Origin of the sequence: Spirosoma sp. 48-14 (assembly GCF_001898575.1) — a bacterium.
Classification (GTDB): domain Bacteria; phylum Bacteroidota; class Bacteroidia; order Cytophagales; family Spirosomataceae; genus Spirosoma.
In genome coordinates this window covers 237,600-258,066 of sequence record NZ_MKUD01000006.1, presented here as the reverse complement: position 1 = coordinate 258,066, position 20,467 = coordinate 237,600, and the positions used below count along the sequence as shown (strand labels likewise).

The window sequence follows — 20,467 nt, the reverse complement described above, 5'->3', positions numbered from 1 at the left end:
AACGTTACAGAGGAAGTTATCGAATTGATTCGGCTCGTTTGACCGAATACGATTATGGTAGCAACGGGATGTATTTCATTACGATCTGTACATACAAACGCGTCTGTTACTTTGGTGATATTATCTGGACAGAAGACGGTACAGCTCAACTTCATCCATCAGAGGTCGGCCAGTTAGCCATTGACTGCTGGCAGGCGATTCCTACCTTTTTCCCGTTTGTCGAACTGGATACATTTCAACTGATGCCCAATCACCTGCATGGCATTTTGTGGATTTGTAAGCCCGGTGCCGAACAACCGGCCTGGCAACCGAATCAGTTTGGCCCACAACGACAAAATCTGGCGTCAATTATTCGCGGTTATAAATCAGGCGTCACCGTTAAAGCCAGGTCAGAGCAGATCAATTTCCAATGGCAACCCCGTTATTATGATCGCGTTATCCGGAACCAGTATGAGTTACATCGAATTCGTACTTACATCGAAAATAACCCCTTTAACTGGTTAAGCGACCAGAACAATCCCGAAAACCTGTACATGTAGAGACGGGATACCTCCCGTCTCCTATGCGTCAGCCAAAGGTTCACCGTCATCACAGCCCTAAAACAGGAAACTAAAACCATCCGGACTGCAATACCATCCGGATAGGAGACGGGAGGTATCCCGTCTCTACAAATTCGGGCAAAAAGGGTATTTTATATTGATCCGGTACTTATTCAGAACGAAAACGCATCTTCATCCCAAAATTGGGCATTTAACCTAGTTGCAAGACCTATTAATTAACCGACTCTCATGCAGGCAACATCCCTGGCGGACAAATCGAAACCGGCCGCTTTTACCGAAAACAAATACCTCGTTACCCTTGTGTTCGTCACCTCCCTGTTCATGCTATGGGGTATTGCCATTACGATGGGGGATGTATTGAACCGACATTTTCAGAACGTACTGCACGTATCGAAGGCCGAATCAGGGCTGGTACAGTTTTCCATTTTTGGGGCGTATGCGGTCATGGGTATACCGGCGGGTTTGTTCATGAAACGCTTTGGGTATAAAAACGGGGTTTTACTGGGCCTGGGGCTGTATGCCATCGGCGCGTTTCTGTTCGTTCCGGCGGCCAATGCAGAATCGTTTGGTTTTTTCCGGGGAGCTCTGTTCATACTAGCCTGCGGACTAGCTACGCTGGAAACCGTTGCGCACCCCTTTGTGGCTGGCCTGGGTGATCAACGCACCAGCGATCAGCGCATCAACTTTGCCCAATCATTCAACGGATTAGGTGCCGTAATCGGGCCGCTTTTGGGTGGTTATTTTATCCTTCGAGGAGGACAGGAACACTCCAACGACCTGGAGTCCGTCAAGATGCTTTATGTTATTATTGGCGCTGTCATCCTGAGCATTGCCATTGCGTTCTCGTTTGTCAAAGTTCCCGCTGTTCAGGACGCCCATTCCCTCGAAGCTGAAGCGGATGCCTATGCTGTTCCGACTGAACCGTCTGATTTAAAAGCGCCTAAAACCCTGTTTCAGCATCCGCATTTCATCTGGGCGGCTATTGCGCAGTTGTTCAATGTGGCCGCACAGGGCGGAACCTGGGCGTTCTTTATCAACTACGGCGTCGAAAAAATGGGGTTCCCCGCCGAAAAAGCCTCGTATTACTTCTCATTCAGCATGGTCATGATGATGATCGGGCGATTTGTTGGAACGTATCTGATGCGGTTCATTGCCCCCAACAAGCTACTGGCAGGGTTCGCCTTAGGCAGTATTACCATGTGTTTGCTGATTGCCCAAAGCTGGGGCTGGACATCGTTCGTGGCGCTCATCATGCTCAATTTCTTCTTCAGCATCATGTTTCCTACCATTTTCAGTCTGGGCCTGAAAGGATTAGGTAAACATACACAACAGGCTTCATCCTTTATTGTGATGGGTGTGGTTGGCGGTGCCCTCTTTCCTCCACTCATGGGACAGATTGCCGATAAAGATATTGCCTCCGCTTATTACCTGCCCATTATCTGCTACGCCGTTATTTTCCTGTTTGGCGCTAAATTTTCAAAAGTCAGGTAATTTGGCATTCGTACGATAGGGTTTGACGTTGACAACGATGATTGTACCAACGTCAAACCAAAAATATTCAGCCGATTCGGGAGTATTACAGACCAGCTGACGACTATTTTAGTATAGGTCTGGGATAGCCATAAATTGACAGCTACTCTGCCAGATTACCTCATACGCCTAAACGCCTGCCGACAACAGGCAACCAGTATATGCAAACTGAATTGACCCCAGTGGCCGATAACCAGGCTGAACAGACGGTTACGTTTGAAAGCCGGTATGCTTCCTCACCAAACGAAGTAAAAGGAATGAATACGGAGCAGCTTCGGCAGAATTTTCTGATCGAAACCGTCTTCGTTGCCGACCAGTTCCGGTGGGTACTTTCGTTTTTCGACCGCTACCTGACGGGGGGCGTTATGCCCGTAGCCGGAACACTTACGCTGGAAGCACCCGATCAACTCAAAGCAACCTATTTCCTCGAACGCCGTGAACTGGGCATCATCAACGTAGGTGGTCCTGGACGTGTAGTTGCCGGGGGTGTTGCTTATGATCTGGAATACAAAGAAGCGCTTTACATCGGTCAGGGAACTCAGGATGTACAGTTTCTGTCGCACGATGAGGCCAAACCCGCCAAATTTTACCTGAATTCGACACCCGCTCACCGCAACTACCCTACCCGGAAAGTATCGCGGGCCGAAGCGGATGTGGTCACGCTGGGCAGCCTTGAAACGGCCAATCATCGCACAATCAACAAGTTGCTCGTCAACAGTGTACTACCGACCTGTCAGTTGCAGATGGGCATGACCGAACTGAAAGCCGGAAGCATCTGGAATACCATGCCTGCCCATACCCACGACCGACGGATGGAAGTGTATTTCTATTTCGAAGTTCCTGAAGGCCAAAGCGTTTGCCATTTTATGGGTCAACCCCGGGAAACCCGCCACATCTGGATGCAAAACGAGCAGGCTGTCATTTCGCCCAACTGGTCCATCCATTCAGGGGCAGGCACATCCAACTACACGTTTATCTGGGGTATGGCAGGCGAAAACCTTGATTATGGCGACATGGATTTCAGTCCAATCACCGAACTTCGTTAGCTTCTTTACGGTTTTCGGTTTATGGTTTCCGGAGGCTGACGCGTTAGTCGTTTAATGCCAGTCTTCCGAAAACTATAATCCGAAAACCTGAAACCTTTACCCAATGCAAACTTACTGGGGTGTTGACCTGGGCGGCACCAAGATTGAAGGAGTTGTACTTACGGCTCCATCGCCCAATGCGATCCTGATTCGCAAACGCATCGACACCGAAGCCCATTACGGCTACGATCACATTATCAATCAGATCGTTAAGCTCGTCAATCTACTCAAAGCCGAAACGGGTATCACCCCTGATAAGATCGGATTCTGTACCCCCGGCACGCTGGACCCAGGCCTGGGTACAATGAAAAACTCGAACATGACCTGCATCAACGGAATGCCTTTCCGCGATGATCTGATGCGGGCACTGGGCATCCCCGTCACTACCACCAACGATGCGAACTGCTTTGCCCTTTCCGAGGCCACTATGGGGATTGTGCAGGACGTCATTCCTGATTACCGGATGGTCTTCGGCGTCATTCTCGGAACGGGTGTAGGGGGTGGGGTTGTATTTCGTGGGCTCGATGGACAGCCTGTCGTACAGGCCGGAAGGCAGGGAATCGGGGGCGAATGGGGGCATAATATTCTGGAAGAAAACGGCTATGCCTGCTACTGCGGCAAACGCGGCTGCAACGAACAGGTGATTTCGGGCCCGGCCCTCCAGCGGTTCTACCTCGAGCAAAGTGGCGAAAGCCGAAATCTGAAAGAAATTCTCGACCGATATCATCGGCGAATAGACCCCTATGCCGAAGCTACCGTTGAACGAATGCTGGAGTATTTCGCGCGAGCCGTTTCAACCATCGTCAACATGCTCGACCCCGACGCCATTATTCTGGGTGGGGGCGTTGGCAACGTCGATTTACTCTATACCGAGGGGGTGGAGCGAGCCAAAAAATACGCCTTCAACGATGGCCGATTGAATACGTTGTTTCTGAAGCCTAAACTGGGCGACAGTGCCGGGGTATTTGGGGCCGCGTTAATGTAAGGACGTATGGAAGGGGCGAAAGCCATTCAAAGGTTTTGTAGCCTTGCTTTTTATCCATCCGGTCATTGTTTCTCTATTTTTTTCCTCAACAATTCCTTCTCCGCCGTCGAAGACGTAAGTTGAATGGCACGCTGGTAATGAATCCGGGCGGGTTCAAACTGGCCGTTCTGTTCGTATAGATCACCCAGAACAGCGTGGTAATGGTGCATGGAATCCAGGCCGGATAGGTTAGCAACTTCGGCCAGTGCTTTTTGTGGACCTTCTACGTTTGCCAGCGCAACAGCCCGATGCAACGCAACAACAGGCGAAGGTTTCAGACCCAGTAGCATATCGTAATACAGCAAAACGGTTGGCCAGTCAGTGGCATCGTAGGTTGGTGCCATACAGTGGAGCATAGCAATTCCCGCTTCCAGATGATATTCGCCGGGCATTGCCCCCTCGGCCGAACGATTCAGGTACACATGTCCCTGCTGAATGAGAGCCTGGTTCCAGCGACTTCGATCCTGATCGGCGAGTAGGATGATGGCTCCATTCGCATCGGTTCGGGCGTCGAAACGGGCAGCCTGAAAACACATAAGCGCCAACAGTGCATTAACGGAAGGTTGCTGGGTACGAGGAGTCTGAGCAAGCAGCAAGCAGAGCCTCATGGCTTCTTCGCATAAATCCTGCCGGATCAGTTGATCAGGGTTCGACGAATTATAGCCTTCGCTAAACAGCAGATAAATACTTTTCTGGACAGCCTCCAACCGGACCAGCAACTGAGCGTCCGTTGGAACTTCGAGCTGAATACCCTCCTGCCGGAGCTTTTCTTTGGCCCGGTAGATCCGTTTGGCAATTGTTTCTTCGGTAGTCAGAAACGCTCCGGCAATTTCCCGAACGCTCAGCCCACACAGAATTTTCAGGCACATCGCCATCTGCGACTCAACCCCAATAGCCGGATGGCAGATCGCAAACAACATCCGCAACTGACTGTCGGTGATGTCTTCATCGAAAAAGTAGCGTTCCTGCATCGTATCGGCGTTTTCCTGTTGGAGCCAATAGTCCGTTTCGGCACTGATTTCCCGAAACCGCTTTTCCCGACGAACCACATCCAGAGCTTTGTTGCGGGCTACCCGATACAGCCAGGCTCTCGGGTTATCAGGAATGCCCTGAAATCGCCAGCTCTGCAATGCCTGCACCATTGTATCCTGCACGATATCCTCTGCCTGATCAACCCGATCAAATCCGAGCATGCAGGTCAATACCGATACGATCCGACCGGCTTCGTGCCGGAACAGGTGACTTACGAGTTGGCCAGGTTCGGTTGAGGATACTATTTTATCAGGCATGTATGTAGTCCATTTACCGCCATCCGCCCAGAATAAGCCCTATGACTAGATTGAATTAACGATTTAGGTTTCAGATAGACAGGGCTCTGCTTCCGGCAGGTCAGAACTGAATGATACCTACCGGATTAGCAGAACCCAGAAATGCCTACTCAAAGTTGATGATCGGGCGAACTTCAACAGTACCATCCGAATCGAACATAGGGCACCCTTTTGCCAGTTCGACGGCCTCATCCAGACTAGCTGCCGTCAATAACATATAGCCTCCTACAATCTCTTTACCTTCTGTAAACGGCCCGTCGGTAATGACCTGTCCACCTTTCGTCATGGTTTTCCCAATGGGTGCCAAAGCATCAGTCCCGATCAGTTTTCCCTGTGCGGCAATACCTCCTATCCAGGTATTCCATTTTTGAATTTCGGCCTGCATGGCTTCGGGCGACATTTCCATCAATGCAGTTTCCTGAGAATACGGCGAGTGAAAGACGAACATAAATTTGTCCATATAATTTGATTGTTTTGGAGGTTATTGATTTGTTTTCGTCACTAAGACGAATGGGTTCCTGTAAATCGGACAGGTAAGCTAAAAATTTTTCTTTTTTATCCATCAGCTCATCCCACAGTCTAAATTGTTCCAGTAAGTTTCGTAAGGAATGGGCTTATTTGTTACAAATAAGACAGGTAAGACTTGGGGAGGCTACCATTTTATCAGTTAATAAGCAACTTTCCCTGTTTACTTGTTGTACTAAAAAGAATGCACGGCCATAGCAGGCAATGCTGTAAATAAACCAATCATGAACATTACAAAAAACAAGGTAGCTGCCATCCATTATACCCTGCGTGATGATCAGGGAACTATTCTGGATTCGAGCCAGGGCCGCGACCCTTTGTACTATCTTCACGGGGCACAAAACCTGATTCCGGGTATGGAAGAAGGCCTCGAAGGGCGTACGAAAGGCGACCACTTTCAAATTGACGTTACGCCCGAAAAAGGCTATGGCAAACGCGACCCACAGCTTGTTGAGGCAGTACCCCGCCGGGCATTTGGTGGCCAGAACATAGAAGTTGGTATGCAGTTCCAAACCAACGACGGTCAGGTAGTTACTGTAACCGGTGTTGATCCTGAAAACATTACGGTTGACGCCAACCACCCCCTGGCCGACCAGAACCTACATTTCGATGTCGAAGTAATTGAGGTTCGCGATGCTAGTCCCGAAGAATTGGCGCATGGCCATGTTCACGGACCTGGTGGGCATCATTAATAGTTCACAGTTACGGTTCCGGTTTACAGTAGCTGACGCGACAAGGCTTATTGTGTCAGCCACTGTAAACCGAAGACCGTAAACTGTCCTTATCTTTGCCTGTATGTCCCAGATAGGAACCGACATACAGACAGCAAAGGCATTTCTGGAAGCAGGAAATGTAGTAGGCATTCCCACCGAAACGGTTTATGGATTAGCCGGTAATGCGCTCAATCCCGACGCCGTACTGACCATCTTTCGGGTCAAGAACCGCCCCTCTTTCGATCCGCTCATTGTCCATACGGATTCGCTCGATAAGCTTAGTCAATTTGTTACGGAGATACCGGAAGCAGCTCAGAAACTGGCTACGACTTTCTGGCCTGGTCCGCTTACACTGCTGCTTCCCAAGCAAGACATCATCCCCGATCTGGTAACCTCTGGCTTGCCCCGTGTAGCCGTCCGCCTACCGAATCATCCCTTGACGCTTGCCTTGCTACGCTCGCTGGATTTCCCACTGGCAGCACCGAGTGCCAATCCGTTTGGCTATATAAGCCCTACGACGGCTCAGCATGTGGCCGACCAGCTTGGCAACCAGGTGCCGTATATTCTGGATGGGGGTGCAGCGGGTGTTGGTCTCGAATCAACGATTGTAGGTTTTGAAGAGAATCAGGCTACGGTGTATCGATTGGGAGGATTGGCTATTGAACAGATCGAGCAGGTGATTGGCCCGGTTGACGTTCGCACGCACTCTACATCGAACCCAAAAGCACCGGGGATGCTCAGCAGCCATTATGCACCGCGTAAACCGCTTAAACTTCTGGCACCCGGCGAAAGTCCGCAACCGGGCGAGCGTGTTGGTGCTTTGGCTTTCCGGGAGCCATTTGGTGGAATCCTCTCCGAAAATCAGCGTATTCTTTCCCCTACCGGCGACCTGGCCGAAGCGGCAAAAAATCTGTTCGCCCACTTACGCGCCCTGGATTCACTGCCTGTCGATGTTATTTATGCGGAGCTTTTACCCAATCAGGAACTCGGCTTTGCCATGAATGACCGCTTACGACGAGCAAGTGTGCAGTAATTTTTTTGTCACTATTTTTGTTTTATATTTACTAGAAGCATTGATACTAGCCTAGCTAAGTTGGTGGCAACGTTTCTGATTTAACTATCAACTACGATCAAGTATGACCTCTGAAGAATTAACAAAAGATCAACGCCGTGAGCGCTCTTTAGCTATTGCCCGACGCATGCTGGCTAATAAAAAAGCCGCTGAGCAAGAGGCTATTGAAGACTACAAAAACAATCCAGCCAAACAGGCGCTGGTTGCAGAACTGGATCGTAAAAATGCAGAAGCAGGAACACCAATCGTTAGGTTACCAATTCACCCATGAACAAGAAAACACATTTCTATTTAGGACAAGCAATCGAATTCTTTATGAAGTCCGCTTTAAGCCAAGCGGGTATATTTTTGCGAACGACCCAGCTCTGGAGCCGTTTGTTTTTGAGATAAGCATCGTTGTCATTGACAATCCTACCGGAAATCGCCCTCCGGGTGATCCGCTAGTCCCTCCTACTATTCATTCGATTTTCCGTGTCTTTTTCGAGCAACATGAACGAAGTGTTGTTTACATCTGCGACACTTCCGACAAACGCGGTCAGGCTCGACAACGCAAATTCTCAAGCTGGCTAACTCTTTATGGCGGGCGCACCTATGTTCAGTTCAACGATAGCCTACTGGACGACTCAGGTGAGGTCTACTTCGTGTCCCTGATCAGTAAAAGTACAAACCCTTTTCGGCAGCGCCTGATTAGGGCCTTTCATGAACTTATTACGGTCAATCAGCGAGAAAAATAAGCAACAGCGATTTGATCAAATCGCTTGCTGCTCTACCGTCCCTGCCGCTTTGGTCGCCAGTTCAATGATCATAGGCAATAAATGGCCGAAACGAGCATCCTGACTGTACCCTTGCTTCCAGCGGGCGTAAATCTGCTGGGCAATTACGGCATTCTTGTAAAGGCCAAACACGTAATAGAAGACAATATCGGTCAGGTCACGGCCGCTTTGGGCTTCGTAACGGGCTATCACTTCCCGACGGGTTAGGTTTCCGGGGAGCCAGGTCAGATTAAAATTCCGGTAGGCCGGACTATCCCGTGCCTCAGACCAATAGGCCAGTGTAGCGCCTAAATCCATCAGCGGATCACCGACAGTGGCCATTTCCCAATCCAATACCCCTTTAATTTCCGGCGTTGGCTCGCCAGTACGTTCATCAGGAGCCAGAATGACGTTATCATACTTATAATCGTTGTGCAGAAAAGCGGGTGGTTGATCACGCGGGTAGTTTTGTTGAAGCCAGTCACCAACCTGATCCATAGCCGGAATTTTATCCGTTTCAGCTTGTCGGTATCGTTTAATCCAACCCGCTACCTGTCGCTGTACGTAACCATCCGGCTTACCAAGCTGAACAAGCCCGGTCGCTTCAATATCCAGTCGATGAATGGCTACCAGATTATCGATCAACGATTCAGAAAGCTGACGCATGCGTTCGGGAGCAAGTGTCAGCGTTGGCGCCATCGTTGCCCGTAAAATAATACCTGGAATGCGCTTCATGATATAAAAAGGCGCTCCGAGTACATCCGTTGTTTCGCAATACACAATCGGCTCCGGTATGTTAGCGTAGTGGCCTTTTAGTAACGACAACACCCGAAACTCACGGCCCATATCATGCCCCCCTTTGATATTGGCTCCAACGGGTGGCCGACGTAATACGTATTCGCCATGAGCCGTTTTGAGCCAGTACGTAAGATTTGAAAAGCCCCCCGGAAACTGCCGCACGTCCACAACCTCACCCATATCTGGGACGTGCTCGTGGAGATATATAGTTAACCGAAGCAAATCCAACTCGTCGCCCGTCCGAACCGACCGGGGCATATCAGGAGCAATCATTTGATGCTGGGATGTGTAAAGTAAACTGTAGAACGTAAAGCGGCTAAGGTCGACCTCATACTTTATGCCTATCAGTACATTGTAATTTAAGTTTTCTGTCATTCCGACGGAGGAGGAATCTTCGGATGAGGGAGAAAAAATATACTCGTCCGAAGATTCCTCCTCCGTCGGAATGACAGAAAATACGCAAAGGCTTTTATTACACTGGAATCAGTCAGTGAGGGGTCAGTCTTTACTATTTACAGCCTCATATTGTGTACTAATTTATACCAGTCCCTGTTCCCTGGCAAAGTTAAGCAGGCCAATGGGCGTGTCGATACCCAGTTTGCGGGCTATGTTCCGTCGGTGGGCGTTCACCGTAAATTCGCTAATAAACAGTTGTTCGCCAATTTGACGGGTCGAATACCCCTGCACAACGAGCCGGATAATTTCGACCTCGCGTTTCGTAATCTGGTATTTTACGGTAAAGTCATCGACCAATCGCTCCGATGTATGGGCAGCCGTTCCTGTTTCAGGAAACCAGTTTTCACCAGCAGCAACTGCCCGAATAGCGGCTTTCAGGGTAGCCGAACGGCTCGTTTTCAACAAGTACCCGTCAGCGCCCAACGCTTTCATTTCCTTGATCAACTTCGGCTGATCGTAACTGGTAAAGATGATCACTTTAAGGTCAGGTCGTTTTTCTTTCAGCGTCGTCAATGTAGCGATGCCGTCCATATGCGGCATATTCAGATCGAGCAAAACCAGGTCGATTGGCTGCTTTTGCAGACGGTCCAATAGCTGATGGCCGTTGGTTACAGGGTCAAGTACCTCTACCTCGTCCATCTCGTCGAGTACCGACCGTACCCCATCAACCAGTAGAGGGTGATCATCCGCTATAATGAGCCGTAAGGGCATAGGTTTCCTGATTTAACACGAAGTAGCCCTAATATAAACACTTATTCCTGCTGAGACGCCATAAGTTTACGGAACTGCCGGATTTCTTTTGCCTTTTGCTTAATGTCCAGACCGTACCGTTTGAGGATGCTAATCGCTAGATTTTGCTTGTGCACTTCGTCGGCACCGTCCCAGATTCGGGCCCCGCGTTCGTGCCGATACATCGCCGACAGCACGGTATCGTCCGTTACGCCCAACGCGCCATGTACCTGAATAGCCCGGTCCAGCACCCGCAGGAATGCGTTAGCCACGTAGAATTTAATAGCCGATACAGCCTCGCGGACATTGCTTACCCCAACGGTATCGATCATGTAAGCCGTATTGAGCACATACAGTCGACAGGCATCAATTTCGGCGCGGCTCTCAGCAATAAAGTCCTGGATAAACTGCTTTTCGCCGAGCATCACATCGTCTTCAATCTCACGGGTAGCGGCTCGTTTGCAAAGCAGATCCAATGCCTTCTCGGCATTACCGACCCAACGCATACAATGGTGTACACGCCCCGGCCCCAGCCGTTCCTGAGCCAGTCGAAACCCCATACCCTCGCCTGCAATGACGTTCGACATGGGCACCCGGCAGTTGGTATAGGTCACTTCGGCATGACTAAACCAGCCTTCACCCGCTTCGCCAAAGACCGGGATATTCCGCTCGATGGTAAAGCCGGGGGTATCGGTTGGCACAATAATCATGCTGGCTCGCTGGTGCGGGGCGGCCTCTGGATTCGTTACGGCCATCACCACGGCAAAGGCAGCGCCATCGGCAGAGGAGGTAAACCATTTTCGACCGTTAATAACGTATTCATCTCCTTCGCGCACCGCCATCGTTGCCATACGCGTTGGGTTGGAACCGGCAAAATCAGGTTCGGTCATCGAGAAGCAGGAGCGGATTTGGCCCGCCATCAACGGCTTCAGATACCGCTCTTTCAATTCGGGTGATGCAAACTTGTGCAGGAGCTCGATATTGCCGATGTCGGGCGCCTGACAGCCAAAAACATAGTGCCCGAAGAACGGGGCATAGGCCAGCACCTCGCTGATCTGCCCGAACTCGCAAAGCGTTAGCCCGTGTCCACCCTCAGCTACAGAAAGTGCCAGGCCCCAAAGGCCAGCCGCTCTGACCTGCTCCCGTTTTTGGTCAAGTACAGGCAGAACAGCTTTCAGGTTCTGATGCGAAAAGTCGGCTTCGAGCGGAATCAGTTCTGTTTCGACAAACTCACGAACCCGCGCCAATAAGGGTCGGACGCGTTCGGTGGTGAAAATGGTTTCCATGCGGGAAATTAGTAGATTTTTTATGGAATCGGTATCATCAGTTCGTCGCTCCTACCCTGTAACCCGCCGGTATGTACGGCCACAACCGTAGCTCCTTCTGGAAAATAACCACGCCGGGCCAGGTCATAAATCCCGAACAGCATCTTGCCAGTATACACCTGATCGAGCAAAATGCCTGTTTTTCGCTCAAACGCCCGAATAAACTCGATCAGTTGCGGAGTCGTTCGGGCGTAGCCTCCGAAGTGATAATCTGGGAGTAATGTTAGGTTCATCGGCTTAGATGCTGCAACCCTGCTAATTTGAAACGCGAAACCCGAATCAGCTTTCAAGACTACAAATCCGATAACCTGCGTTCTTTCGGGAGCCGAAAGCGCTAATCCCGCTACGGTTCCACCCGTACCCACCGGGCAACATACATAATCGGGAGCTGTGCCCAATTGAGCCACGAGTTCAGGGATAATTTCAGCGGTTCCCTGAATGGCCAGTTCGTTGGTTCCGCCTTCGGGCAGGATGTAACACGGCCCAAATTGAGCGATTAGATCGGCCCGAAACGCTTCCTCTTCCTTCTGCCGATAATCGGCCCGCCTGACAAAATGAAGGGTCATCCCATAGTCTTCGCAGGCCTGCAAGGTTTGGTTACGCGGTGCCTGGGCCAGCTCGTCACCCCGCACAACCCCAATCGTTCGAAAGCCAAACGCCTGACCAGCAGCCGCTGTAGCATACAGATGATTGGAATAGGCCCCACCAAATGTCAGCAGCGTATCGAGCCCCTGGTCGCGAGCAGCCAGCAGGTTGTATTTCAGCTTTCGCCATTTATTACCCGATATATGCGGATGCAACAGATCGTCCCGTTTGAGTAGCAACCGGATGTTGATTGATTCGGGAAAGGGATTATCCAGTAGTTGTAAAGGCGAATGCATTGTAGCGCGATGATGCAGCAAACCAACATCCTGTCTGCTGGTATTACTAAACAAGGCGGGCAGGATATCGGCGTTACAACGTAAATTTGCCAAATTTATCAGCTCATGAACGACATAGTCGAAGAATTTTCGGAAGAGGAAGAATTATACGAACACCACCGGATTGTGGTCGATAAGGGGCAAAGTCTGCTGCGAATCGATCGTTTTCTGATGGATCGGCTATCGAACGCAACCCGAACCAAAATTCAGGCGGCTATCGATGCCGAATCCGTTCGGGTCAATGGCAACCTCACCAAAGCCAGTTATAAGGTTAAACCCGCTGATGTGATCACGATTTCGCTGGCGCACCCACCTCGTGACACCGATATTAAGCCCGAAAACATTCCGCTTAACATCGTTTACGAAGATGAAGACGTACTGGTACTCAACAAACCGGCGGGCATGGTGGTCCACCCGGCACATGGCAACTGGGATGGCACCCTCGTAAACGGTCTGGTTTATCATTTCCAGCATTTACCAACTTCCCGAAATGGCGAGATCCGCCCTGGGCTCGTTCACCGGATCGACAAAGACACCTCGGGACTTATGGTCATTGCCAAAACGGAATATGCCATGACACACCTGGCCCGGCAGTTTTTTGAGCACACCATCGAACGAACGTATAACGCTCTGGCATGGGGCATCCCCAATCCGCCCGATGGCACCATCACCGGCTACATTGGCCGCTCCGTCCGTGACCGCAAAGTACAGGCCATTTACGACGATGAAAGCAAAGGTAAATGGGCTGTTACGCACTACAAAACGCTGGAAAACCTACGGTATGTGGCACTGGTCCAATGTAATCTGGAAACCGGACGAACTCACCAGATTCGGGCGCACATGAAGCATATTGGCCACCCCCTTTTCAACGACGCTATGTACGGGGGCGACCGCATTCTGCGGGGTAATCCCGTCGGGAGCTATAAAGCGTTTGTCGATAATGCCTTTAAGCTACTCCCCCGGCAGGCCCTTCATGCTAAATCGCTGGGATTTATTCATCCCCGTACCCGCCAATGGCTCCAGTTCGACTCAGCCCTACCCGATGACTTCCAGTCGGCTCTGGACAAATGGCGAAAACTAATACTGGCTAATGAATCATGAATTTTGCGCCGATGAACTAACTTGTACGACGAAAAAAGATAATATTGTATCTCATAAAAGTTTTCCGTTCACCTTGTGTATCATTCGACTGTATCAACAGTCTCTATCTACCCAATTCGATAGTATTTATCACGATTCAGATGAATTGCTGAAATAAATCCGTAGTATTATTCTCTCAGCAAAAGCAATCACAACTTAAAACTTATTCATCACTCATCATTCATTATTGCAAATGATTTCAATTCGTCCCGGCACCCTTGAAGATGTACCCGAAGCATTTGAGCTAGTCATGGAACTGGCCATTTATGAACGAGCCGCCGATGAAGTTACAAATACCGTCGAACAGATGGCATTGGATGGCTTTGGCCCTAATCCACTTTTTCGGATGCTCGTTGCCGAAGATTCTGACAGCCAACGACTCGTTGGTATGGCCCTGTATTTCTATCGGTATTCAACCTGGAAAGGAAAACGGTTATATCTGGAAGACATCATCGTTAAAGAAGAATTTCGGGGCTACGGAATCGGAAAACTACTTCTGGACGCCACCATCGAAACGGCCCGCGAAACCAATTGCACAGGTATGATGTGGCAGGTACTCGACTGGAATGAACCCGCCATCGGCTTTTACAAACAATTCGGCACCCGCTTCGACGACGGCTGGACCAACTGCCATCTGGATTTTTAAATCAGTATTAGGAGTGAGGAGTGAAAATGGCTGACGCGAAGTTTTTGTGTTGCGTCAACCATTCTCACTCCTCACTCCTCGCTCCTAATACTACCTATAATTCCCTATCTTTGCAGCTCGCGAATTGTGACCGAGCATGACGTATCGTCAACAAAAGGCCCTCCGAATTGCGGGTTGGGCATTTCTAAGTATTTTTTTATTGGCCTGTGTAGGAGCGGGTATTGCCTACTCCAAACGGGAAAGTCTTTTACAGTCCACACTTGAACGGGCTATCCGTAAAGCCAAACGTGACTATAAACTCAATGTCCACATCGGTTCGGCCAAATTTACCGGGCTGAGTTCGGTGGCCTTTCAGGACATTTCCGTCGTACCCGAAGACCGCGACAGTCTGGCCCATATCCAGCAAGTAGAAGTGGCCGTCCGGTTCTGGCCCCTGCTGACCGGAAAGATTGGCCTATCCGGCATGCTGCTCGACAACGGATTCATTCAGGTTGTCAAGCGGGACTCTTTGTCGAACATTGACTTCTTATTACACAGGAAGCGTGACTCTACCGCCGTAGAAGAAGCGCCCAGCGTAACCAGCCGCAAAACGGACCTATCCGAAGTAGCTGAAAATCTGATCGATAATATCCTCTCTAAAATCCCTGACGACCTGAATGTGAACAATCTGGCGTTTCGGGTGATGGATAATAATGATACGCTGAACTTACTGACTAAATCGGCCATCATTCAGGACGAAGAGGTTCGGTCTACCATCCTTCTTAACGGAAATCAGGCAACGTGGCACGTGGCAGGAACCGCCGATCCGGCTGACCGGGAATACAATCTGGCCCTATATGCCGATGGAAAACCGATTGAAATACCGTATATCCAGAAAAAGTACAACTTAAAAGTACAGGTAGATACCCTACGGGCCGAACTGCACGACGTGGATCGATCGGGTGGTGAGTTTCGGATGGAGGGGGCAGGCTCGGTTCGAAATTTACGAATCAATCACCCTGCTATTGCCCGTACGGATGTGCTGGTTCCCCGAGCGGCTATGGATGCGCACCTGTTCGTTGGCGAAAACTACGTTGGCGTCGATAGTTCGTCGACACTCCATCTGGGCGAAGTGAGTGCCCATCCTTTTCTTAAATATACCCTTTCCGAAACCCCGGATCAGTCGAACCTGAAGCAGGCTCGTCATACTTCTTCAGACGATGAAGAAGTTGCAGGGCCGGGGAAAATATATGAGGTTCAGCTCCATACGGGCCAAATGGACGCTCAGGCGCTGTTTAACTCATTTCCTCAAGGGCTGTTCGAATCGCTCGAAGGCATGCAGGTAGCCGGAAGACTAAAATACGACGCTACATTTCGACTGGACACAGCCCTCCCCGATTCAGTTGAATTCAATTCCGGGATGACCTCGGAAGGATTTAAAATCCTGAAAATGGGGCAGACTGATTTTGCCGAAATCAATCATCCATTTGTCTATACGCCGTACGAAAAAGGCAAACCCGTTCGTGATATTATCGTTGGGCCGAGCAATCCCGATTATACGCCAATCAACGAAATTTCACCAGACCTACGCAATGCGTTGCTGACCTCGGAAGATTACAATTTCTTTACTCACAAGGGGTTCAACGAAAAAGCCTTCCGTGTATCGATCGCCACCAATTTCAAGGAAAAGTCGTTCAAACGGGGAGCCAGTACGATTTCGATGCAGTTGGTTAAGAATGTGTTTCTGAACCGAAATAAGACTTTATCCCGTAAAGTCGAAGAAATTCTGATTGTCTGGCTCATTGAAAACCAGCATATCGTTCCAAAAGAACGGATGTATGAGGTGTATCTGAACATTATCGAGTGGGGCCGAAATATCTATGGCATTGGCGAAGCCGCCCGGTATTATTTTGCCAAACGCCCCGCCGATCTTGACTTAGGTGAAAGTATTTTTCTGGCCTTTGTCGTCCCCCGCCCCAAACGCGCTCTCGACTGGTTCCTGCCCGATGGTACGTTGCAATCCCGAAATGTGCGCGGTTATTTCCGATTGATTGGGCGAATCATGGCACGTCGTGGTTTGACCGCCCCTGACTCTGGCGCTTATGGCTTCTATGGCGTTCGGCTTCGTGAGGGACTTCGTCATGAAGTGGCTCCTGTTGATACAACGATGCAAACGGAGGACTTCCTGCCTAATCCGAATGGTAATGAACTCGATGACGATGAAGAAGAAAGCGGAACTGGAATCGGGAATTTCTTCCGTCGCCTTTTCAAGGGAAAGAAGGCCGATGAGAAAAAAGAAGAAGAACCAACGGTTCAGAACGAACGTACTGAGGCTGCCTCTGCTGAGGTAGCCCCAACCGATACCGTCAAGACCCGCAAGCAGCTTCGTCAGGAACGGCGCGAACAGAAACGTCGGGAAAAAGAAGCGAAGCGATTACAGGAAGAAGGCAATATTCCCTAATGCAGCAACGCGGGCATAATGTCTGCATTGTTTAAATCTACCAATATGAAATCACTCATTCGCGTTATTCTGGTTCTCCTTGTCATCGGTGGCGTTATTGCTATTGTCATTTCGCAGCGAAATCATACTGTCCTTTCTCCCAATACTATCGACCTAAGCGTAGACTGTTCCGACCTTGACAATGTGCTGGTTACTTCGTCGGTCAATGTAGCGGTTCGAAATTTATCGTCCCGTTCGCACAACGATATATCCGTTAAGATCAGGGCCTACGATGAAGCCGGTAACCTGTTGAAAGAAAAATACACGACTTTCTCCCGAATGCTCCCACCTAACAGCATTTTCGATAAGCCCGTTACTTTACCGGCAAAAACTAAACGCTGTGATTGCCAGATTGTCAGCTCGCACCCATTCAACTAAAGTATAAGTAGCGACGATCTCGTTTAGCGTATGCTCCGGCCGTTAACGGGTCGAATTATACAGAATAAAATAGAGCGGAATAAAGGCATAAATGCTCATCGATACCCACGGATGAACGAATGCCAGTATACCACCGATCAGATAGAACACTGGTCCGAATACTACTGACCGAATCGTTGCCTGCCGAAATTGACTTAAATCGATCTCTGGTTTTAATACGTACCTGTTTCGAAGCGCGTACCAACGGATAAAACTAAAGGTAAGAGCCATCATGGCCAGAACGCAGCCAAACGTAAAGGCAGCCAGCGGATTTGAAAGATAATCACCCATGAGGGCCGTTGGAAACGGAATGAAGGAACACCACAACAGCAACAGGGCATTAAGCCAGAAAAAGCTGTGGGTCACCCGCTCGATTTGGTCCAGAATCCGATGATGGTTCACCCAAATCACGCATACGATCAGAAAACTGATTACCCAGCTAATAATCTTGGGGAATAATGAGCCTAATGCTTCTGCCAGTTCACGCACCGATTCGGCTTGCTCAAGATGTGGCACCTTAATTTCCAGTACCAGCAACGTTACAATAATCGCAAAAACACCGTCGCTGAACGCTTCTACCCTTGATTTAGAGAAGTAATCCATTGGAGTAACTCAGCGTTTTAAAACGGTAAAAGCTATGTTCCGGCCATACCCTTGAAAAAGGGCCAAATTGATCCAGTTCAGGGCTAATTGTTCTACGAGGGTAAGCTTATCATTTCCGCCCAGATCATAGCAGTCTGCAAAGCCGATTTCTCTGGCCAGTTGAGCGGCTATGGCTTTGCCTTTCTGACTGTCACCTGCCATGAACATATCGGCGGACTGGTCGCCATAATATGGGTTGAGTATATTTTCAAAGCCGGTTGTGTTGAAACACTTTACCACATCACGGGTGGCCGTATTGGCCAGAATGGCATTGGTCGTGTTATCGAATCCGGCTGGTCCCATGCCTCGGACACTATTCATAGTATCGATAATGACTTTGTCGTTGGTGTCGCCTAATTCCTGAACCACGTCTATCGTTTTCAAGGCTGGTGTAGCCAACACGATAACCTCTGCCTGTGCAACCGCATGGGCTGGCGAGGTAAAGCGGTCTTCTCCGATTTTTGTGGCTAGCTTGACTGATTTTTCAGAAAGTGGAAACCGGGCGCCAATCAATACGGTATGGCCAACTTCAATAAATCGCTGGGCTAACGCTCCCCCAACGTTGCCGGACCCAATAATAGCAATGATCATCGTTACTAGTCTGATAAATGATTAATAGATAGTTGTCTCATGGTTTGTGCTGGCTGCGTAGGGTATAGGCCAGGCCAACCGTCAGCATTTTATCGTCGGGCTGGATTTTCGTAATCACCACATTCTCATGCGTAAAGGTATAAATCGCATTGAATGCCAGCCCCCGCCAGATTGGTAAATCTAAACCGATGTCGTATTGGCAGCGGTAGTTATGGGCATCCGAAAAAGCAGGCTGATAGTAGGCATCGTAATAAAGCCGCAGATGATTGTCGAGCAAATAGTGCCAGCCACCCAACCAGGCTGTGCCGCGCCAGAGAGCAATCGTTTGTGAGCCGTTGTACCGAGTTTCGTTATACATATCAGCCATAAAACGGGTGTTTTCAAAGACCGTCCCCGCGGATAGTTTCAGTACATGCCTGGGCTTGCTAATGAGTTGCCATGTGGTTCCGGCTCCGGTAAAATAGCGCAGGTCGATTTTTCGGCGGAAGTTAGTCGATACGTAGGCAATAGCAAACGGGTACACGCGCCGTTCGGGGTGGTAGTAGAGATAATTCCGGCTGAACAGATCATTGTCAGCTTTAACCGAGTAGAACGACTGATACATACTGGAATTCTGAGATTTGAACACCCAGGGCCGAACCGGAGATATAATCAAATCCAATTTACTCCGCACAGTACTTACCTCCACATTACCTTGCTGGAAATTGCCTGTCAACGACATCCGAATCTGAAATCGGGCAGAATCACTCTCATTAAGTTGGGCACGGCTCACAGTTAACAGCCCCGTCAGTAAGAAGACAGATAAAATAGCCTCCCTCATTGGCTTGTCAGATGGCTGCGCTATTCGCCCAGTGCTTCAATAATGGCGCGGGCTGTTTCGGCACCACTAAAGTTCTGCTGGCCCGTAATCAGATTTCCGTCGCGAATGGCAAAGCCCCGCCATAGACCAGCCTGTACATAGTTGGCTCCCAGCTTCCTTAGCTCGTCTTCAATACGCCAGGGCATTACATGTTTATCACGTGATAGAAGTCCATAATTCCATACGGCATTGTCCGCAAAATCTTCTTCAACATTGGCAAAACCCGTTACGGTTTTTCCTTTGGCCAGATACTCGCCGTTGCTCAGTTTGGCATAGCGCAAAATGGCCGTTCCGTGACAGAGCGCCGAGGTTACTTTACCACTCTCATAAAACTCAACAAACTTTTGTTGCAGCTCGATTGCGTTTTCGAACGTGAACATAGGCGCTTGTCCGCCCGCTACGACCAACGCATCGAATTCAGCTATGTTTAGCTCAGCAATGGGCTTTGTCGCATCGACCAGAGCACGCAACGTTTCGGTATGAATGAACCCCTGCGAGATGAGGTCTGTCGATGAATACCCACTCGCATCGTTGGGATCGCTCATGGCATCGGGCTCGCATTTTCCTCCATTCGGGCTGAAGATTTCCACTTCATAGCCCTTCTCGGCGAATTCATAGTAGGGATGGGTAAGCTCACTCCACCAGAAACCAACCGGCCAGCCTGTAGTAGTTGAAACAGCCGGATTAGAAATCACAATTGCAATACGCTTAGGGCGCTTTACATTAACCAGATTGGGGTCTTTGAGGCTCATAATCTATCAGTTGTTTAGTCAGATTTTTTGTTGATTGACCTAAACAAAAGTAGAATACCTACTTACCTTTATAAATATATATACGTAAAAGTGTGATACTCTCCTTTTAGAGAGCATCTGATTA

The 20,467-nt window shown here is 49.5% G+C and carries 22 protein-coding genes; 12 read left to right on the top strand and 10 right to left on the bottom strand.

Going from position 1 to position 20,467, the window contains the following annotated elements:
* The 4 genes from BGO59_RS06585 to BGO59_RS06570 form a co-directional block, all read left to right on the top strand.
* On the top strand, nucleotides 1-539 hold a 539-nt coding region (locus BGO59_RS06585), incomplete at its 5' end, for a transposase (RefSeq protein ID WP_293682428.1).
* 249 nt (nucleotides 540-788) lie between these two features.
* On the top strand, nucleotides 789-2,051 hold the full coding sequence (gene fucP, locus BGO59_RS06580; protein ID WP_293682426.1) for an L-fucose:H+ symporter permease: 1,263 nt from the start codon (nucleotides 789-791) through the stop codon (nucleotides 2,049-2,051).
* Nucleotides 2,052-2,251: 200 nt separating this feature from the next.
* The gene (kduI, locus tag BGO59_RS06575; RefSeq protein WP_293682424.1) at nucleotides 2,252-3,136 is read left to right on the top strand and encodes a 5-dehydro-4-deoxy-D-glucuronate isomerase; all 885 of its coding nucleotides are present in this window, start codon (nucleotides 2,252-2,254) and stop codon (nucleotides 3,134-3,136) included.
* A gap of 103 nt (nucleotides 3,137-3,239) precedes the next feature.
* Nucleotides 3,240-4,160 (top strand): ROK family protein, encoded by a 921-nt coding sequence (locus BGO59_RS06570; RefSeq protein ID WP_293682422.1) that lies wholly within the window; start codon nucleotides 3,240-3,242, stop codon nucleotides 4,158-4,160.
* 62 nt (nucleotides 4,161-4,222) lie between these two features.
* Here the strand turns inward: BGO59_RS06570 and BGO59_RS06565 are convergent, their stop codons facing one another.
* Nucleotides 4,223-5,488, bottom strand: a complete 1,266-nt coding sequence (locus BGO59_RS06565; protein ID WP_293682420.1) for a sigma-70 family RNA polymerase sigma factor — start codon at nucleotides 5,486-5,488, stop codon at nucleotides 4,223-4,225.
* A gap of 145 nt (nucleotides 5,489-5,633) precedes the next feature.
* The gene (locus BGO59_RS06560) at nucleotides 5,634-5,987 is read right to left on the bottom strand and encodes a YciI family protein (RefSeq protein ID WP_293682418.1); all 354 of its coding nucleotides are present in this window, start codon (nucleotides 5,985-5,987) and stop codon (nucleotides 5,634-5,636) included.
* Nucleotides 5,988-6,276: 289 nt separating this feature from the next.
* On the opposite strand from BGO59_RS06560, the gene BGO59_RS06555 reads away from it, so the two are divergent.
* The 4 genes from BGO59_RS06555 to BGO59_RS06540 all read left to right on the top strand — a co-directional run bounded on the left by BGO59_RS06555 (nucleotide 6,277) and on the right by BGO59_RS06540 (nucleotide 8,571).
* Entirely contained in the window at nucleotides 6,277-6,744 is a 468-nt protein-coding gene (locus BGO59_RS06555; RefSeq protein ID WP_080057724.1) for a peptidylprolyl isomerase, read from the top strand.
* Nucleotides 6,745-6,847: 103 nt separating this feature from the next.
* Nucleotides 6,848-7,798, top strand: a complete 951-nt coding sequence (locus BGO59_RS06550) for an L-threonylcarbamoyladenylate synthase (protein ID WP_293682415.1) — start codon at nucleotides 6,848-6,850, stop codon at nucleotides 7,796-7,798.
* Between the two features lie 103 nt (nucleotides 7,799-7,901).
* Nucleotides 7,902-8,108 (top strand): hypothetical protein, encoded by a 207-nt coding sequence (locus BGO59_RS06545; protein ID WP_293682413.1) that lies wholly within the window; start codon nucleotides 7,902-7,904, stop codon nucleotides 8,106-8,108.
* The gene (locus BGO59_RS06540; RefSeq protein WP_293682411.1) at nucleotides 8,062-8,571 is read left to right on the top strand and encodes a DUF6169 family protein; all 510 of its coding nucleotides are present in this window, start codon (nucleotides 8,062-8,064) and stop codon (nucleotides 8,569-8,571) included. The genes BGO59_RS06545 and BGO59_RS06540 overlap by 47 nt, the downstream gene beginning before the upstream one ends.
* A gap of 15 nt (nucleotides 8,572-8,586) precedes the next feature.
* On the opposite strand, the gene BGO59_RS06535 is transcribed toward BGO59_RS06540, so the two are convergent.
* The 4 genes from BGO59_RS06535 to BGO59_RS06520 all read right to left on the bottom strand — a co-directional run bounded on the left by BGO59_RS06535 (nucleotide 8,587) and on the right by BGO59_RS06520 (nucleotide 12,778).
* Nucleotides 8,587-9,660 carry a phosphotransferase family protein gene (locus tag BGO59_RS06535; RefSeq protein WP_293682476.1) on the bottom strand — a complete coding sequence of 358 codons (1,074 nt, stop codon included), beginning with the start codon at nucleotides 9,658-9,660 and terminating at the stop codon, nucleotides 8,587-8,589.
* Between the two features lie 264 nt (nucleotides 9,661-9,924).
* On the bottom strand, nucleotides 9,925-10,554 hold the full coding sequence (locus BGO59_RS06530) for a response regulator transcription factor (RefSeq protein WP_293682409.1): 630 nt from the start codon (nucleotides 10,552-10,554) through the stop codon (nucleotides 9,925-9,927).
* Nucleotides 10,555-10,595: 41 nt separating this feature from the next.
* Entirely contained in the window at nucleotides 10,596-11,858 is a 1,263-nt protein-coding gene (locus BGO59_RS06525; protein ID WP_293682407.1) for an acyl-CoA dehydrogenase family protein, read from the bottom strand.
* 20 nt (nucleotides 11,859-11,878) lie between these two features.
* On the bottom strand, nucleotides 11,879-12,778 hold the full coding sequence (locus BGO59_RS06520; RefSeq protein ID WP_293682405.1) for a 1-aminocyclopropane-1-carboxylate deaminase/D-cysteine desulfhydrase: 900 nt from the start codon (nucleotides 12,776-12,778) through the stop codon (nucleotides 11,879-11,881).
* Nucleotides 12,779-12,883: 105 nt separating this feature from the next.
* Between BGO59_RS06520 and BGO59_RS06515 the strand changes: the two genes are divergently transcribed.
* The 4 genes from BGO59_RS06515 (at nucleotide 12,884) to BGO59_RS06500 (ending at nucleotide 17,460) form a co-directional block, all read left to right on the top strand.
* The gene (locus BGO59_RS06515; RefSeq protein ID WP_293682403.1) at nucleotides 12,884-13,918 is read left to right on the top strand and encodes an RluA family pseudouridine synthase; all 1,035 of its coding nucleotides are present in this window, start codon (nucleotides 12,884-12,886) and stop codon (nucleotides 13,916-13,918) included.
* Nucleotides 13,919-14,150: 232 nt separating this feature from the next.
* Nucleotides 14,151-14,603 carry a GNAT family N-acetyltransferase gene (locus tag BGO59_RS06510; protein ID WP_020598965.1) on the top strand — a complete coding sequence of 151 codons (453 nt, stop codon included), beginning with the start codon at nucleotides 14,151-14,153 and terminating at the stop codon, nucleotides 14,601-14,603.
* Nucleotides 14,604-14,739: 136 nt separating this feature from the next.
* Nucleotides 14,740-17,043: a transglycosylase domain-containing protein gene (locus BGO59_RS06505; protein ID WP_293682396.1), complete on the top strand. Its 2,304-nt coding sequence runs from the start codon at nucleotides 14,740-14,742 to the stop codon at nucleotides 17,041-17,043.
* Between the two features lie 45 nt (nucleotides 17,044-17,088).
* Nucleotides 17,089-17,460, top strand: a complete 372-nt coding sequence (locus BGO59_RS06500) for a hypothetical protein (RefSeq protein ID WP_293682394.1) — start codon at nucleotides 17,089-17,091, stop codon at nucleotides 17,458-17,460.
* Between the two features lie 42 nt (nucleotides 17,461-17,502).
* On the opposite strand, the gene BGO59_RS06495 is transcribed toward BGO59_RS06500, so the two are convergent.
* From BGO59_RS06495 to BGO59_RS06480, 4 genes are read right to left on the bottom strand one after another with little or no spacing between them, the layout of a single operon-like run.
* Nucleotides 17,503-18,102, bottom strand: a complete 600-nt coding sequence (locus BGO59_RS06495; protein ID WP_293682392.1) for a TMEM175 family protein — start codon at nucleotides 18,100-18,102, stop codon at nucleotides 17,503-17,505.
* A gap of 9 nt (nucleotides 18,103-18,111) precedes the next feature.
* On the bottom strand, nucleotides 18,112-18,732 hold the full coding sequence (locus BGO59_RS06490) for an NAD(P)-binding domain-containing protein (RefSeq protein WP_293682390.1): 621 nt from the start codon (nucleotides 18,730-18,732) through the stop codon (nucleotides 18,112-18,114).
* 37 nt (nucleotides 18,733-18,769) lie between these two features.
* The gene (locus tag BGO59_RS06485; protein WP_293682388.1) at nucleotides 18,770-19,552 is read right to left on the bottom strand and encodes a DUF481 domain-containing protein; all 783 of its coding nucleotides are present in this window, start codon (nucleotides 19,550-19,552) and stop codon (nucleotides 18,770-18,772) included.
* A gap of 20 nt (nucleotides 19,553-19,572) precedes the next feature.
* Entirely contained in the window at nucleotides 19,573-20,343 is a 771-nt protein-coding gene (locus BGO59_RS06480) for a type 1 glutamine amidotransferase domain-containing protein (RefSeq protein WP_293682386.1), read from the bottom strand.
* Between the last annotated feature and the right edge of the window lie 124 nt (nucleotides 20,344-20,467).

Excerpts from the sequence above, each read along its gene's own strand:
- BGO59_RS06500 (WP_293682394.1), top strand. The coding sequence starts at position 17,089 with ATGAAATCACTCATTCGCGTTATTCTGGTTCTCCTTGTCATCGGTGGC.
- BGO59_RS06550 (WP_293682415.1), top strand. The coding sequence starts at position 6,848 with ATGTCCCAGATAGGAACCGACATACAGACAGCAAAGGCATTTCTGGAA.
- BGO59_RS06535 (WP_293682476.1), bottom strand. The coding sequence starts at position 9,660 with ATGATTGCTCCTGATATGCCCCGGTCGGTTCGGACGGGCGACGAGTTG.
- BGO59_RS06555 (WP_080057724.1), top strand. The coding sequence starts at position 6,277 with ATGAACATTACAAAAAACAAGGTAGCTGCCATCCATTATACCCTGCGT.
- BGO59_RS06480 (WP_293682386.1), bottom strand. The coding sequence starts at position 20,343 with ATGAGCCTCAAAGACCCCAATCTGGTTAATGTAAAGCGCCCTAAGCGT.
- BGO59_RS06485 (WP_293682388.1), bottom strand. The coding sequence starts at position 19,552 with ATGAGGGAGGCTATTTTATCTGTCTTCTTACTGACGGGGCTGTTAACT.
- BGO59_RS06515 (WP_293682403.1), top strand. The coding sequence starts at position 12,884 with ATGAACGACATAGTCGAAGAATTTTCGGAAGAGGAAGAATTATACGAA.
- BGO59_RS06540 (WP_293682411.1), top strand. The coding sequence starts at position 8,062 with ATGCAGAAGCAGGAACACCAATCGTTAGGTTACCAATTCACCCATGAA.
- BGO59_RS06495 (WP_293682392.1), bottom strand. The coding sequence starts at position 18,102 with ATGGATTACTTCTCTAAATCAAGGGTAGAAGCGTTCAGCGACGGTGTT.
- kduI (WP_293682424.1), top strand. The coding sequence starts at position 2,252 with ATGCAAACTGAATTGACCCCAGTGGCCGATAACCAGGCTGAACAGACG.
- BGO59_RS06505 (WP_293682396.1), top strand. The coding sequence starts at position 14,740 with ATGACGTATCGTCAACAAAAGGCCCTCCGAATTGCGGGTTGGGCATTT.
- BGO59_RS06560 (WP_293682418.1), bottom strand. The coding sequence starts at position 5,987 with ATGGACAAATTTATGTTCGTCTTTCACTCGCCGTATTCTCAGGAAACT.
- BGO59_RS06565 (WP_293682420.1), bottom strand. The coding sequence starts at position 5,488 with ATGCCTGATAAAATAGTATCCTCAACCGAACCTGGCCAACTCGTAAGT.
- BGO59_RS06545 (WP_293682413.1), top strand. The coding sequence starts at position 7,902 with ATGACCTCTGAAGAATTAACAAAAGATCAACGCCGTGAGCGCTCTTTA.
- fucP (WP_293682426.1), top strand. The coding sequence starts at position 789 with ATGCAGGCAACATCCCTGGCGGACAAATCGAAACCGGCCGCTTTTACC.
- BGO59_RS06510 (WP_020598965.1), top strand. The coding sequence starts at position 14,151 with ATGATTTCAATTCGTCCCGGCACCCTTGAAGATGTACCCGAAGCATTT.
- BGO59_RS06490 (WP_293682390.1), bottom strand. The coding sequence starts at position 18,732 with ATGATCATTGCTATTATTGGGTCCGGCAACGTTGGGGGAGCGTTAGCC.
- BGO59_RS06570 (WP_293682422.1), top strand. The coding sequence starts at position 3,240 with ATGCAAACTTACTGGGGTGTTGACCTGGGCGGCACCAAGATTGAAGGA.
- BGO59_RS06525 (WP_293682407.1), bottom strand. The coding sequence starts at position 11,858 with ATGGAAACCATTTTCACCACCGAACGCGTCCGACCCTTATTGGCGCGG.
- BGO59_RS06530 (WP_293682409.1), bottom strand. The coding sequence starts at position 10,554 with ATGCCCTTACGGCTCATTATAGCGGATGATCACCCTCTACTGGTTGAT.
- BGO59_RS06520 (WP_293682405.1), bottom strand. The coding sequence starts at position 12,778 with ATGCATTCGCCTTTACAACTACTGGATAATCCCTTTCCCGAATCAATC.